The following is a 12,485-nucleotide window of genomic DNA, read 5'->3' on the forward strand; positions in this document are numbered from 1 at the left end:
CTGGCGGGGGCGCGGCTGCGCCTCGGGCTTCATGGCTGCAACCGTCCAGCGAAAACAATTTCCCCGCCGCTGCGCGGCTTCCTCGCGCAGCAAATTCTTTTCGCCTCCCGGCTCTCCACTGCGTTTCGACCGCAAGCGGTGCAGCCCGCCCGTCCCCCGCCGGCCGGATCACAACAAGGACGCGATGGGCGCGAACCTTGTTCCACCAAAAGGAGTTTCATCATGGCCAACATCGGCAGCTTCACCGCAGACAAAGACGGCTACACCGGCACGCTTCGCACCCTGACGCTCAACGTCAAGGTCAAGCTGGTGCCCAACGACAAGGGGGACAACGAGAAGGCCCCGGACTTTCGCCTGCAGGCCGCCAGCCACGATATCGGCGCGGCGTGGAAGAAGACCAGCGAGGCCGGGCGGGAGTACATCTCCGTGACCCTTGACGATCCTTCGTTCCCGGCCACGGTCTATGCCCGCCTGATCGAAGGCGAGGACGGCACGCACGACCTGATCTGGTCGCGCAGCAAGCCCCAGGCGGCGTGACCGCCACAGCGCCCCGCCCACGTGGCGGGGCGCTGTGCTGCCTTCGCGGCACTTCAAGGAGGCAACACCATCGCCAAGGCTGCGCCGTGTCGAGCGGCTTTCGCATGTGTTGAGTTGCCCGCCGCAAGCGGTGGCCGGGCGTGTCGGTGCGTTGCACCGCCGGGCTTTACGGGCTGCGCCCCGTGCCGACTTCGCCGTCACGGCCATCCGGCTGCAATCCCTCACGCCTTCGCGCCTGCGGCGCTGCGCGCTTCGCTTGCCTCCTGGGGAAAGCCCTGTGGCCTATCCCCGCCGCGCGATGCTTGGCGCCCCTGCAGTCCCCGAACCGGCTGAGCCGGATCGGCCACGCCAGCAACGTCGCACGCTATGGCGTGTCACTCTTCTTCGCCACAGTCTCCAACTCCTGGCGCACCTGCACCAGAAGCTGATCAACCTGCTGCAGGTCGTCGCCGGCATAGGCCAGCGTCAGCAGCGTGAGCGGGTGCACCTCCATGACCTCGCACAGCTCGGCCAGCTTGTTCAGGGTGGGGCTTTTGAGGTCGCGCTCCAGCGTGCTCATGTAGGTGCGGCTGGACACGTCGGAGAACGCCTCCTGGCTCAATCCACGCGCTTTCCTGATGGTCTTTAGTGCCTCCGACAATGTATGTTTCGCTGCCAACCCTGGATCTCCCCAAAATCCAAGATGACAGCCGATTGCGCCCTATAGGGCTACAATCTATAGTGTTCAACTATGCCTGCCTGCCGCTTTTGTGCTTTTACGGAAATCCGTATCTGCGGCTTCTCACAGAAGCGCAAAGCCGCATCCGTGCCTTTCCACAAACCCGCCAATGCGGTTTTGCGCTTTCACGCTTCGGCGGTTTTGTGCGAATGAGGGGACGCCCATGAACCAGCTCATCACCGAGGACGAGCGCAGGCTGTTGCTGGAACACGGCCAAGCCCGCGCCGCTGGCCGGGTCATCGACCCGCTGCCCGTGGTGCGGCTGTTCACGCCGGATGCACACGCCACCTGGCTGTTGGTGTCGCTCGACCCCGCCGACGGCGATACGGCCCATGGCCTGATCGACTTGGGGATCGGCATGCCCGAGCTAGGCGAGATCAAGCTGTCCGACCTCGCATCCATCGTCGGGCCGAGCAAACAGCCCGTGATGCGGGACCGGTATTTCCGGGCGGTGCGCCCGTTGTCGGAGTACCTGCGGCTGGCCCAGGAGAACGGCTCCATCCTCGATTGAGCCGTTCGCGCCCAGGCCAAGCCGGGCGCATTGAGACTATTTCGGTCTTGCTCCAGACCCGTCCGGTCTTAGTCCGCACTATCGCACCAAATCGGTGCCATCGTGGCGCAATCGGTCATGATGCCGGCCGTGGCATCGGGCACGGTGGATATCGCAGGAGGCGCGTATGTCCTCGCGCGCCACCGTCGCATTCAGACGATCCATGCAACCCATCCGATGCATTTCGTCTTGACACGCAAGTTACCAATCTACCAGCTTATTCACGATTGGATGCAAGTTTGATGCGGTGACGTTTGCGTGTGAAACCGGTGACGGCCGTCCTGCTCTACGGGAGCTTGCGTCATGGCCGAGCCGCACCACTTCGCGCACTGGTATCCGACCGCCGCCTACCTCTACGTCCTGTGCCTGGACACGCTCGCACTGGCCTGGGAGTACCTGCGTCGCCATCCCGACTACCGGCTCGACTGGCTGCGCCGTCATCGCCAAGCACAAGCAATGCATGAGGCTGCGCATCGCTGGGGCCTGCGTCTGCTGGAAGACCCGGCCTTGGACGCGCGTGACGCGCATCCGGCCTGGCTCCCCGGCCATGAGGCCGTGGTGCAGCTTCACCCCGATGCCGATCCGCCACCGGATGCCGAGCCGTTCGCGTTTTGGCGCATTCCCGGCCACAAGCAACTGCTCCACGACGGCAAGGGCCTGGCGCTGATCGCGCGCAGCCCCGGCCTTTGCCAGCGCTATGCGCTGGCGCCTGGCCTTGAGGACGGCATGGCCGTGGCCCATGCCTACCGTGGCCGTGGGGCCACCCACGTGCCTGACACGCCAGCGCCGATGGCTCGCCCCCGACCGCCCCCTGCGGCGCTGCTGGAGCTGCACACCCTGCAGGCGCTCGACGCCACCCTGGCGGGCGCGTCCTTGCGCGACGTGGCCGAGGGCTTGTTCGGTGCGGACGCCGCGGCCGGCTGGTACAGCGACGGCGGCCTGCGCTCCAAGGTGCGCCGCCTGGTGCGGCGCGGCGATGCGCTGATGCGCGGCGGCTATCGCCGCCTAGCACAGCTTGCGCCGCTTGAGAAGGGTCGTTTTGAAGAGGACGCAAAACGACCCTGAGCAGGAGCGCTTCGTTTTCTGAGACTGCCTCCATCCGGTTGCGCTGTGTGGCCGGAGCCCTGCAACCGATGGAGGTTCTCACCATGCGTCCTGCTCCCTTGCGGCCTGCCGCCGCACCCGCAGCTACCCCGGCCGCTGCTGCACAGCCGCAGCGTTATCTCACCAACGACGAGGCTGCCGACTACCTGCGGCTGTCGCCGCGCACGCTGGAAAAGCAGCGCGTGCTGGGTGGCGGCCCCAAGTTCCGCAAGTTCGGCCGCCGCGTCATGTACGCCGTGGCCGACCTCGATGCCTGGGCCGCCGAGCGCAGCTTCGAGAGCACGTCCGATCCCGAATACGCCGAGCAGCACTCGGCGGACAGCCGTGCGCGCTGATCACTGGCGCGCGGGTGGCCTTCGCCATGTTCAGCCCATCCGGGGCAGTCAGGCAGGAGCGCGAACAGCTCGATCTGTTTCGCGCCTTGCCGGGCGACATGGCGCCGCGCGACAGCCAGGACTTGATGGCCTTTCCGTTCTTCTCGCTGGCGAAGTCGCGGCGCACGACGCCGATCGACTTTCAGGCCGGCGGCATCACGATCCGCGTGGAAGGCACGCAGGAACACGGCATCGCCACGATCTGGGATGCCGACGTGCTGATCTGGGCGGCCTCGCAGATCGTGGAGGCGCGCGACGCGGGCTTGCGCCCGTCGCGGCTGATGCAGGCCACGCCCTACGAGATCCTGCGCTTCATCGGGCGCGGTACATCGCTGCGCGACTACCAGCGCCTCAAGGCCGCGCTGGATCGCCTGCAATCCACGACGGTGGCCACGTCCATCCGGGAGACCACGGGAAGGCGGCTGCACCGCTTCTCGTGGATCAACGAGTGGAAGGAGCTGGCCGATGCCAGGGGAACGCCCTTGGGACTGGAGCTGATCCTGCCGGACTGGTTCTATGCGGGCGTGCTCGATGCCGCCCTGGTGCTGACCATCGACCCGGCGTACTTCCGGCTGACGGGCGGGATCGAGCGCTGGCTGTACCGCCTGGTGCGCAAGCACGGTGGGCGGCAGCCGGGCGGGTGGCAGTTCGACTTCCAGCACCTGTACCGCAAGTCGGGCAGCACGGCCAAGCCCTACGACTTTGCCTGCGACCTGCGTGCGCTGGTCGCGCGGCAGTCACTGCCGGGCTACGTCCTGGGCATCGAACGGCTGGATGGCGCCGAGCTGCTGACCTTCCGGCCAGGGCGTCCCGTGCCGTCCACGGCACGGGGATAAACGGTGCGCGTCCTGTGGACGGGCTCGTGCTATCAGGCGTGCCAGGTATCGTGCTATCGGGCGTGGGACTATCGTGCTATCAGGCGTGTCCATCGGCCGCAAAGCCAATGCTGGCGCGGGTTTCGGTCTCCCTTAACTTCCCTAACTTAAATACTCTAACTGGTAGTAGCAGCGCCGCGTCTCGGTGGACAACCGCCACAGGACGCGAAGCGCAGCGGCAACAGCCGGGCTTTCCAACGCGGAGGGCCAGGCCATGATCGTCGCGCTGCTCAACCAGAAAGGCGGCGTGGGCAAGACCACGCTCGCAACGCACATCGCCGGCGAGCTGGCGATGCGCGGCCAGCACGTCGTCCTGCTGGATGCCGATCCGCAGGGCTCCGCGCTGGACTGGACGCAGCGCCGCAGCCAGCAAGGCTTGCCAAGGCTGTTCAGCGCTGTGGGCCTTGCTCGCGAAACCCTGCACCAGGAAGCGCCAGAACTCGCCAGGCGGGCCGATCACGTCGTCATCGACGGGCCACCACGCATCGCGGCGCTGGCGCGCTCCGCGCTGCTGGCGGCCGAGCGGGTGCTGATTCCCGTGCAGCCCAGTCCCTACGACCTGTGGGCCAGTGCCGAGATGGTGGCGCTGATCCGCGAGGCGCAGGTGTTTCGGCCTGCGCTGCGCGCGGCGTTTGTCATCAACCGGCGCGTCAGCACCACGGTGATCGGACGCGAAGCACGCGGAGCGCTGGCCGAGCAGCCGCTGCCCGCGCTGCGCGCGGAAGTGCATCAACGCATCGTGTTCGCCGACAGCGTGGCCGCTGGCCGACTGGCGCGCGAGACGGCGCCCGACAGCGCCGCCGCCAGCGAAATCACCGCGCTGGTGGACGAACTGCTGCGGTGGCCGTCATGAGCAGTCCCGCCAGCAAACGCACGGGCAAGCGCGTGGGCATCGGCGCGCGCCCGCCCGCGAATCCGCACGCCGAGGCGTGGATTCGCCAGGGCAGCGCCGATGACCTCCAGAAAGGCGACCTCTACACGGCCCGCCTGACCCTCGACATCACGCCCGCCATGCGGGCGCGCATCAAGGTATCGGCCTTCACGCAAGGCGTGACGGTGGCTGATCTGTTGCGCGCGCTGCTGAAGCGGGAATTCCCGGAGAAGTCTCCATGATCACACCCGTTTCGACAGCATTGCCGACGTCATCTGCCCCGCCAGTCGGCCGAGCCGATGGCGTGCCGCTGACGCGCGTTGCGCTCGCCTACATCGACCAACGCTTCGACCTCTATCTGCGCTTCGGCGATCCCTCGCGCATCATCCGATTCGACCGCTGGCGTCGCTGCGCGGTGTTCACGCCGAACGCGGTTCTCTGCCGCATCCGCTGGCAGGCCAACGACTACGGCACGATCCGCTGGCAGCTCATGGTGATGCAGGCGTGCATGCCGATGGATGGCGCGCAGCGCATCCCCGGCGTGCAGCCGGGCGCGCGCCTGTTGCTGCACGCCGAGGGTGAGCAATCGGTGCGTGCCGTGCTGGAACGCATCGACGGCATCGAAGCGCTGGGCATCACGCCTGCTACCGCCTCGCCCGCGTACTGGCGCACGCTGGGCAACCGGCTCGCGGCGCGCTTGCCGCTGCCCGAATACAGCGCCGAGCGGCACGCCGCCTGGCTGGCCGTGAGGGCGCTGTCATGAGCACGATTTCTGTTCCCACTGCTGTCACGCATCCACGCTCGCGCCTGCGCGCTCGCCTCATGCTGGCGGGCCTGTCCACCTGCGGCCTCGCTGCGCTTGCCTGGGCGTCCTTCGTGCATCCGCTGCCGCGCCTGACCTACAACCCATCCGACAGCGTGGCGGTCGGATGGTATCGCGTCGATCCGCTCGACCATCGCACCAGCTCGCCGCCACGTCCGTTGTCCGTGGGTAGCATCGTGTTGGTGCCGCTGCCCGCCGAGGCCGCCGCGCTGGCTGCGCAGCGCGGCTACCTACCGACGCGCATCCCGTTGCTCAAGCGCGTGGGCGCGATGGCGCCGCAAGAGGTGTGTATCGCTGACGGCAAAGTCCGCATCGACGGCGTGCCTTCAGCCGCCGTGTTGCCTGCCGATCGCTGGGGCCGGCCGCTGCCATCCTGGCAGCAGTGCCGTCGCCTTCAGCCTGGCGAGCTGTTCCTGCTCAGCGCGACCAATCCGGCGTCTTTCGACAGCCGGTATTTCGGGCCGGTCAGCGCAGCCGCCGTGGTTGGCGTTGCGCGCCCGGTTTGGCTGGAGTCGCGCCCATGATGGCCGCTGATTCGCTGTGCATCATCGTGCTATCGGGCGTGTCGTTCCGGCGGCGTTCCGTGTGTCGTCGCACATGCAGTGCGAGCGCATCCGCGCCGCACTTCACGCTGCCTCCGGCGCAGCCGTCCCACGTGCAGGCGTCTTGTCTCGAACACGGATGGCCTGCGGCCATCGCCGTGTTCGCCGGTGCGCTGGCTGCCGGTGCAGCCTTGCCGCCGGGCCGCAGTTGCCTGGAGCGGATGCGGGAGGCAAATGCGGAAGGCAAGACAAAAGGGGGCGGCACCTGTCGGCCCGCAAAGCCAGTCTGCACGTGGGGGTGGCGCGGCACGCAGCGGCTTCGCCGCCGTGCTGCTTGTGGCGCGTGGCCCGCGTCGATATGGGCTTGTTCGCGTGCTTCGCACGACGGACTACGCCCCAGCTTTCAGGGAGAGAAGTCATGATCAACCGCCGCGACGACGATTTCCACATCCGCCCCAGCGCGCCAAAAAACCGCGGCCAGGGCTTCGTTTCCAAGGTGCTCCAGCAGGCCGGCAAGGCCAGTGGCGGCAAGTCCTCGGTGCGCCGTCCGGCATCGGCCGTCGGCGGCAAGGCCACCGGCCAGCGGCCCGGCTCACGCCTGGGGCGCGGCCATACGGCGGCGCGGTTTGCGGGCGCGAAGCTGACACCCATGTCGCGGCGCGTGACCATCAAGACCCTACTGGTGAACCAGCAGCGGGCCAGCCCGCAATCGCTCGCCAAGCACCTACGCTACATCGAGCGCGACGGCGTGGGCCGCGACGGCGAGCCAGGCCAAGCCTACGGGCCGCAGACCGATACCGCCGACCTCGACGCCTTCAAGGAACGCTGCGCCGACGACCGGCATCACTTCCGCTTCATCGTCTCGCCCGAGGACGGCGCGGAGCTGGAAGACCTGCGCACCTATACACGGCATCTGATGAACCGCATGGAAGCTGACCTGGGCACACGGCTGGAATGGGTGGCCGTTGATCACTGGAACACCGACAACCCCCACGCCCACCTGATCGTGCGCGGGCGCGACGATACCAGCAAAGACCTCATCATCGCGGGTGACTACATCGCCGATGGCTTTCGGCATCGCGCATCCGAGCTGGCGACCGAATGGCTGGGGCCGCGCACCGAACTGGAGATCCAGCAGACCTTGCAACGCGAGGTGGAGCAGGAGCGGTGGACGAGCCTGGATCGCACGCTGAAACGCGAGGCCGGCGAAGACGGCCGGGTGCAGATCGAACGCTTCAACGAACCGAAGCTGCAACGCCAACGCCTGCTGCTGATCGGCCGCCTGCAACGCTTGCAGCGCCTGGGGCTGGCCGACGAGACGCAGCCGGGCACCTGGGCCGTCCATGCCGATGCCGAGAAGACCCTGCGCGCCCTGGGCGAGCGTGGCGACATCATCCGCACCATGCAGCGTGCCATGCGCGGCGAGCCGCGCGAACTGGCGGTGTTCGAGCCGGGCGACGATGGCCGAACCATTCTCGGCCGCGTAGCCGCGAAGGGGCTGGCCGACGAGCTGCGCGACCGTGGCTATCTGGTCATCGACGGGGTGGACGGCAAGGCCCACTACGTCGCGCTCAACACCCGCGACGAGCTGGCGAACTATCCCACCGGCGCCGTGGTGGAGGTGAAGGGATCGGCCGACGTGCGCGCGGCCGACAAGAACATCGCCGTGCTGGCGAGCGATGGTCTGTACCGCACCGACCACCACCTTGCTATCGCGCAGGGCCAGGCCGTGCCGGGCCGCGATCCGCAGGAAGTCGTCGCGGCCCACGTCCGGCGCTTGGAAGCCCTGCGCCGGGCAGGCATCGTGGAGCGCGTGGCCGAAGGGCTATGGAAGGTGCCGGGCGACCTGCCCGATCAGGGCCGTCGCTACGACGCGCAGCGCCTGGGCGGCGTGGCCGTGGAGCTGAAATCGCACCTGCCCATCGAGCGGCAGGCCCGCGTGATCGGGGCCACCTGGCTTGACCAGCAGTTGATCGGCGGCGGCTCTGGCCTGGGCGACCTGGGCTTTGGCGGTGAGGCCAAGCAGGCAATGCAACAGCGCACCGACTTCCTGGCCGAACAGGGGCTGGCCGAGCGGCGCGGCCAACGCGTCATCCTGGCGCGCAATCTGCTGGCAACGCTGCGCAGCCGGGATGTAGCGCATGCCGCGAAGGACTTGGCCGCCGAAACTGGCCTGGAGCATCGGCCCGTGGCCGATGGCCAGCGCGTGGCGGGCATCTACCGCCGCAGCGTCATGCTGGCCAGCGGGCGCTACGCCATGCTCGATGACGGCATGGGGTTCAGCCTGGTGCCATGGAGGCCTGTCATCGAACAACGACTCGGTATGCCGATTTCTGCGCAGGTACATGACGGCCGCGTATCCTGGCAAATCCGACGGCAACAGGGCTTATCTGTTATCTGAAGCCAGCAGCATATCGAGCACCCACTGCAAGGATGCGTCTACAAGCGTTCTCGATGTTGACGACCGGAATGCGCCTGATGCCCATGCCGCGCAACGCCACCTTTCCGGGGATCAGCACCTGGTCGGCCATGACACCAGCAGCGGCGTTGCGCATGTGGGGCGCCTGCAGTTGGGACGGGGTGATGCCTGCATCGGCAATGGCTTCGCCAATCGCCTCGGCGGTGAGCGATTTGAGACCGCAGTCAATGTGCTTGCCGGAACGGGTCATGCCCGTGCCAGCGACGAAGACGGGCTGCATGGAAAGCATCTAAGACTGGGCGGATGAGGAATTTGCACGCCTGCGCCGGAGGCTGGTGATCCAGCCGCTCAAGCCATTGGGGGCCAGGAAGACCACCGCGAGCAGTGCGAAGCCGAAGATCATCCACGGCGCGGATTGCGACACGCTCTCGGCCAAGTTGGGCGTGAGCACGATGAAGGCAGCCCCCAGGAAGGCGCCCCACAGGCTGCGCACCCCGCCCACGAAGCTGCCCACCAGCAGGGACACCGAGAGCAGGAAGGGAAAGTTCTCGGGCGCGACGAACTGGCCCGCCACCACGCTCAGGGCACCGGCCAGGCCGGTGAACGCCGCGCTGAGGCCGAACATCTGCGTGCGCAGGGCGGTGATGTCGAGCCCGCCCGCCGCCGCCGCGAGCGGCTGGTCGCGCGAGGCGTCCACCAGGCGGCCGAACTGCGAGCCGAGAATCCGCCGCGCCAGCAGGAAGGCGCAGAGCGCGCAGGCCGCAACGCAGGCCATGATGGCCCAGTCCGCCCGGTCGGCCAGCACTCCTGGGAACACAGGTTTTTCCAGGACGATCCCCGCCACGCCGCCGGTCAGCCACTCGATCTTTTTCCACTTGAGCGCCTGCGGTGTCACCACCGCCACCGCGAAGGTGGACAGCGCCAGATAAAGCATGGGCAGCCGCAGCGCCGGGAAGCCGAAGAGGAAACCCGCCACGAAGCACAACAGCGCCGCCACCGGCACGCCCACGTAGAATGGCCAGCCCAGGTGATGCGAGAGCACCGCCGCAGTATAGGCACCGATGGCGAAGAAGGCGCTGTGGCCGAGCGAGATCTGGCCCGTGTAGCCGGTGAGCAGGTTCAGGCCCATGATGGCGATGCCATAGATCAGCACCTGCGTCATCACGTACAACGGATAACTTTGCCAACTAAAGGACCAGGCCAGCAGCGCGAGCCCGACCACCGAGGCCGTCCAGCGCAACCAGGTGGGCGATGCCGCCGGGCGGATGTTGAGTGGGGCGTTCATGGTACTCATGCTCACACCCTCACCTGGGCCGTCTTGCCGAAGATACCGGCGGGCCGCAAGACCAGCATCGCGATGATCAACAGCATGATGCAGGTCAGTTTCAGGTCGTTGCCGACCACGTAGGCGCCCAGCAGGTTCTCCAGTACCCCGACGGCGAAGCCCCCGGCCACGGCGCCCACAGGGCTGGCGATGCCGCCCAGCAGCGCGCCCGCCAGTGCGTAGATCAGCGGCCCCATCATCATCGACGGCTCCAGGAACACGATGGGCGCGGCCATCAGCCCCGCCACGGCACCGGCCACCGCTGCAAGACCCCAGCCCACGGCCAGCACCTTGTTGGTGCTGATGCCCGACAGTTCCGCCGACGGCGCGTTCACCGCCACCGCACGCATCGCCAGGCCGAACCGGGTGAAGCGGAAGAACGCGAATACCGCCGCCAGTTCGGCCAGGGTGACGAGCAGAACGCCGACCTCGTGGGCCGACAGATAGGGTTCGGCACGGCTGAGGACGCCACCGAACGGCGTGGCGAACTCCAGCATCTCATGCCCGAACAGCCAGCCGACCAGGCTGTTCAAGATGATGAGCAGCGCGATGCTGGCCGCCACGACCGAGAGCACCGGCTTGTGCCGCAGGGGCTGGAAGATGACCCGTTCCAGCGCCAGCCCGAGCAGGAAGGAACCCACGACCACGACGGCGAAGGCCACCCACCATGATGCGCCCGCCTGAACCAACGCCCAGCTCATATAGGTGGAGAACATCGCCAGTTCGCCCTGCGCGAAGTTGACGGACGAAGTGCAGCGATAGATGAGCACAAGCGCGATGGCGAGGCTGGCATAGATGCCGCCCGCCGCCAGGCCCGAAGCTATCTGGTGAAGGAATGCTTGCATGGTGATGAACCTTTTTTGATCAGTGGCCGAGGTAGCTGCGGCGCACGGCGTCGTCTTCGCGCAGCTCGGCTGCGGTGCCCTGGGCAGTGACGCGCCCGCTTTCGAGCACATAGGCCCGGTTGACTAGGTTCAGCGCGACCTGGGCGTTCTGCTCCACGATGAGCGCCGTGAGGTGCTCGGTTTCGCGCAACTGGTGCAGGAGTTCGTAGATCTCCTGCGTCACGCGCGGCGCGATGCCGAACGAAGGCTCGTCCAGCAGCAGCATCTTGGGGCGCGTCATCAGCGCGCGCGCGATGGCCAGCATCTGCTGCTCGCCGCCGCTGAGCGTGCCCGCCGCCTGCTTCGCGCGGCTGGACAGCTTGGGAAACAGCGTCTGCATCCGGGCGATGTCCTGCTCGATGCCGTCCTTGTCGCGGCGGTGGATGGCGCCCACGCGCAGGTTTTCCAGCACCGTCAGGTCGCCAAAGGTGCCGCGCCCTTCGGGCACGTGGGCGATGCCCAGCGAGGCGATGGCGGGCGCGGCCATGTCGATGATGTCCTGGCCCTCGAAGCGCAGCGTGCCCTTGGCAGTCACCTGCTGGTGGCTGATGGCGCGCAGGATGGAGGTCTTTCCCGCGCCGTTGGCGCCGAGCAGCGCCACCATCTCGCCGGCCTGCACGTGCAGGTCGATGCCATGCACCACCGCCGTTCGGCCGTAGGCCACCGCGAGGTTGCGGATTTCAAGCCGTTGGGTCACAGCACACCTCCCAGATAGGCATCGAGCACGGCGTCGTTGTTGGCCACTTCCTCGGGCGAGCCCTGGGCGAGCTTGCGGCCAAAGCTCAGTACCGCGAGGTCGGAGCAGGTCTTCATCACGAAGCGCATGTTGTGCTCCACGATCACCATGGTCAGCTTCAATTCCTCGTGCAGGCGCAGCAGCACGTCGCGCAGTTCATCGACCTCGCCAGCGGTGAGGCCAGCGGCGGGTTCGTCAAGCAGCAGCAGCTTGGGCCGCGTCACCAGCGCCCGCGCGATTTCCACGCGGTGCTGGATGCCCACCGGCAGTTCCGCCACGCCCCGGTCGGCATAGTCGGACAGCCGCAGCGTGGCCAGGGCCGCGTCAGCCGAGTGCGCGATTTCTTCCTCGGCGGCACGGACGGCGCGCGAGCGCAGCGCGGCACCCAGCATCGACACCGGCAGCCGCGCGTGCGCACCCACCATCACGTTTTCGCGCACCGTGAGCGAGGGGTAGAGCGCCACGTTCTGGAAGGTGCGGCTCAGACCCAGCCGTGCCACGCCGTGGCGCGGCAGGCGCGTCAACTCGGCCTGGCCGAAGCGCACGCTGCCGTGGGTGGGCCGGTACAGGCCGCTGATGCAGTTGAAGCAGGTCGTCTTGCCAGCGCCGTTCGGCCCGATCAGGCCGAAGATGCAGCCCTCGGGCACGTCCATCGAGAAGGCGTCCAGCGCGACGACACCGCCGAAGCGGATCGTCAGGTCGCGTACGGAAAGAATGGGTTCCATCGC

16 protein-coding genes are annotated in these 12,485 nt (G+C 67.5%); 10 read left to right on the forward strand and 6 right to left on the reverse strand.

The features are described from left to right. Positions 1–222: 222 nt before the first annotated feature. Entirely contained in the window at positions 223–537 is a 315-nt protein-coding gene (locus AB7E35_RS05460) for a DUF736 domain-containing protein (RefSeq protein WP_016452552.1), read from the forward strand. Between the two features lie 364 nt (positions 538–901). Here the strand turns inward: AB7E35_RS05460 and AB7E35_RS05465 are convergent, their stop codons facing one another. Further along, positions 902–1,195, reverse strand: coding sequence for a helix-turn-helix domain-containing protein (locus AB7E35_RS05465; RefSeq protein ID WP_016452551.1), 294 nt, complete (start codon positions 1,193–1,195; stop codon positions 902–904). A gap of 223 nt (positions 1,196–1,418) precedes the next feature. Here AB7E35_RS05465 and AB7E35_RS05470 point away from each other — a divergent pair, with 223 nt between their 5' ends. From AB7E35_RS05470 to AB7E35_RS05510, 9 genes are all read left to right on the forward strand, one after another. Then, entirely contained in the window at positions 1,419–1,766 is a 348-nt protein-coding gene (locus AB7E35_RS05470; RefSeq protein ID WP_016452550.1) for a DUF2958 domain-containing protein, read from the forward strand. 342 nt (positions 1,767–2,108) lie between these two features. Next, complete coding sequence (locus AB7E35_RS05475) at positions 2,109–2,870, forward strand: DUF2285 domain-containing protein (protein WP_016452549.1); 762 nt, start codon at positions 2,109–2,111, stop codon at positions 2,868–2,870. Positions 2,871–2,953: 83 nt separating this feature from the next. Then, positions 2,954–3,244 (forward strand): helix-turn-helix transcriptional regulator, encoded by a 291-nt coding sequence (locus AB7E35_RS05480; protein WP_016452548.1) that lies wholly within the window; start codon positions 2,954–2,956, stop codon positions 3,242–3,244. 26 nt (positions 3,245–3,270) lie between these two features. Continuing rightward, entirely contained in the window at positions 3,271–4,119 is an 849-nt protein-coding gene (locus AB7E35_RS05485; RefSeq protein ID WP_016452547.1) for a replication initiator protein A, read from the forward strand. Positions 4,120–4,372: 253 nt separating this feature from the next. Next, positions 4,373–5,011, forward strand: a complete 639-nt coding sequence (gene parA / locus AB7E35_RS05490) for a ParA family partition ATPase (RefSeq protein WP_016452546.1) — start codon at positions 4,373–4,375, stop codon at positions 5,009–5,011. Beyond that, positions 5,008–5,271, forward strand: coding sequence for a hypothetical protein (locus tag AB7E35_RS05495; RefSeq protein WP_016452545.1), 264 nt, complete (start codon positions 5,008–5,010; stop codon positions 5,269–5,271). The genes parA and AB7E35_RS05495 overlap by 4 nt, the downstream gene beginning before the upstream one ends. Beyond that, positions 5,268–5,792, forward strand: coding sequence for a DUF2840 domain-containing protein (locus AB7E35_RS05500; protein WP_016452544.1), 525 nt, complete (start codon positions 5,268–5,270; stop codon positions 5,790–5,792). Before AB7E35_RS05495 ends, AB7E35_RS05500 begins: the two co-directional genes overlap by 4 nt. Further along, complete coding sequence (locus tag AB7E35_RS05505) at positions 5,789–6,376, forward strand: S26 family signal peptidase (protein ID WP_016452543.1); 588 nt, start codon at positions 5,789–5,791, stop codon at positions 6,374–6,376. The genes AB7E35_RS05500 and AB7E35_RS05505 overlap by 4 nt, the downstream gene beginning before the upstream one ends. 436 nt (positions 6,377–6,812) lie before the next feature. Then, positions 6,813–8,795, forward strand: coding sequence for a relaxase/mobilization nuclease domain-containing protein (locus tag AB7E35_RS05510; protein ID WP_016452542.1), 1,983 nt, complete (start codon positions 6,813–6,815; stop codon positions 8,793–8,795). Here AB7E35_RS05510 and AB7E35_RS05515 read toward each other — a convergent pair. From AB7E35_RS05515 to AB7E35_RS05535, 5 genes are read right to left on the reverse strand one after another with little or no spacing between them, the layout of a single operon-like run. Beyond that, complete coding sequence (locus AB7E35_RS05515) at positions 8,788–9,093, reverse strand: hypothetical protein (protein WP_016452541.1); 306 nt, start codon at positions 9,091–9,093, stop codon at positions 8,788–8,790. The two genes, AB7E35_RS05510 and AB7E35_RS05515, sit on opposite strands and share 8 nt — an antisense overlap. Before the next feature lie 9 nt (positions 9,094–9,102). Continuing rightward, positions 9,103–10,098: a branched-chain amino acid ABC transporter permease gene (locus AB7E35_RS05520; protein WP_197488159.1), complete on the reverse strand. Its 996-nt coding sequence runs from the start codon at positions 10,096–10,098 to the stop codon at positions 9,103–9,105. Between the two features lie 11 nt (positions 10,099–10,109). Further along, positions 10,110–10,982 carry a branched-chain amino acid ABC transporter permease gene (locus AB7E35_RS05525; protein ID WP_016452539.1) on the reverse strand — a complete coding sequence of 291 codons (873 nt, stop codon included), beginning with the start codon at positions 10,980–10,982 and terminating at the stop codon, positions 10,110–10,112. Between the two features lie 19 nt (positions 10,983–11,001). After that, a complete protein-coding gene (locus tag AB7E35_RS05530; protein WP_016452538.1) occupies positions 11,002–11,718 on the reverse strand; it encodes an ABC transporter ATP-binding protein in 717 nt (238 codons plus the stop codon). Beyond that, entirely contained in the window at positions 11,715–12,482 is a 768-nt protein-coding gene (locus AB7E35_RS05535; protein ID WP_016452537.1) for an ABC transporter ATP-binding protein, read from the reverse strand. Before AB7E35_RS05535 ends, AB7E35_RS05530 begins: the two co-directional genes overlap by 4 nt. Between the last annotated feature and the right edge of the window lie 3 nt (positions 12,483–12,485).

It is taken from the genome of Diaphorobacter sp., from assembly GCF_050251835.1.
GTDB lineage: Bacteria > Pseudomonadota > Gammaproteobacteria > Burkholderiales > Burkholderiaceae_C > JBFXIE01.

Bases quoted from the DNA above. Each gene is read 5' to 3' on its own strand.
- AB7E35_RS05515 (WP_016452541.1), bottom strand. From the start codon at position 9,093: ATGCAGCCCGTCTTCGTCGCTGGCACGGGCATGACCCGTTCCGGCAAG.
- AB7E35_RS05520 (WP_197488159.1), bottom strand. From the start codon at position 10,098: ATGAACGCCCCACTCAACATCCGCCCGGCGGCATCGCCCACCTGGTTG.
- AB7E35_RS05510 (WP_016452542.1), top strand. From the start codon at position 6,813: ATGATCAACCGCCGCGACGACGATTTCCACATCCGCCCCAGCGCGCCA.
- AB7E35_RS05495 (WP_016452545.1), top strand. From the start codon at position 5,008: ATGAGCAGTCCCGCCAGCAAACGCACGGGCAAGCGCGTGGGCATCGGC.
- AB7E35_RS05485 (WP_016452547.1), top strand. From the start codon at position 3,271: ATGTTCAGCCCATCCGGGGCAGTCAGGCAGGAGCGCGAACAGCTCGAT.
- AB7E35_RS05460 (WP_016452552.1), top strand. From the start codon at position 223: ATGGCCAACATCGGCAGCTTCACCGCAGACAAAGACGGCTACACCGGC.
- AB7E35_RS05500 (WP_016452544.1), top strand. From the start codon at position 5,268: ATGATCACACCCGTTTCGACAGCATTGCCGACGTCATCTGCCCCGCCA.
- AB7E35_RS05535 (WP_016452537.1), bottom strand. From the start codon at position 12,482: ATGGAACCCATTCTTTCCGTACGCGACCTGACGATCCGCTTCGGCGGT.
- AB7E35_RS05470 (WP_016452550.1), top strand. From the start codon at position 1,419: ATGAACCAGCTCATCACCGAGGACGAGCGCAGGCTGTTGCTGGAACAC.
- AB7E35_RS05480 (WP_016452548.1), top strand. From the start codon at position 2,954: ATGCGTCCTGCTCCCTTGCGGCCTGCCGCCGCACCCGCAGCTACCCCG.
- AB7E35_RS05505 (WP_016452543.1), top strand. From the start codon at position 5,789: ATGAGCACGATTTCTGTTCCCACTGCTGTCACGCATCCACGCTCGCGC.
- AB7E35_RS05475 (WP_016452549.1), top strand. From the start codon at position 2,109: ATGGCCGAGCCGCACCACTTCGCGCACTGGTATCCGACCGCCGCCTAC.
- parA (WP_016452546.1), top strand. From the start codon at position 4,373: ATGATCGTCGCGCTGCTCAACCAGAAAGGCGGCGTGGGCAAGACCACG.
- AB7E35_RS05525 (WP_016452539.1), bottom strand. From the start codon at position 10,982: ATGCAAGCATTCCTTCACCAGATAGCTTCGGGCCTGGCGGCGGGCGGC.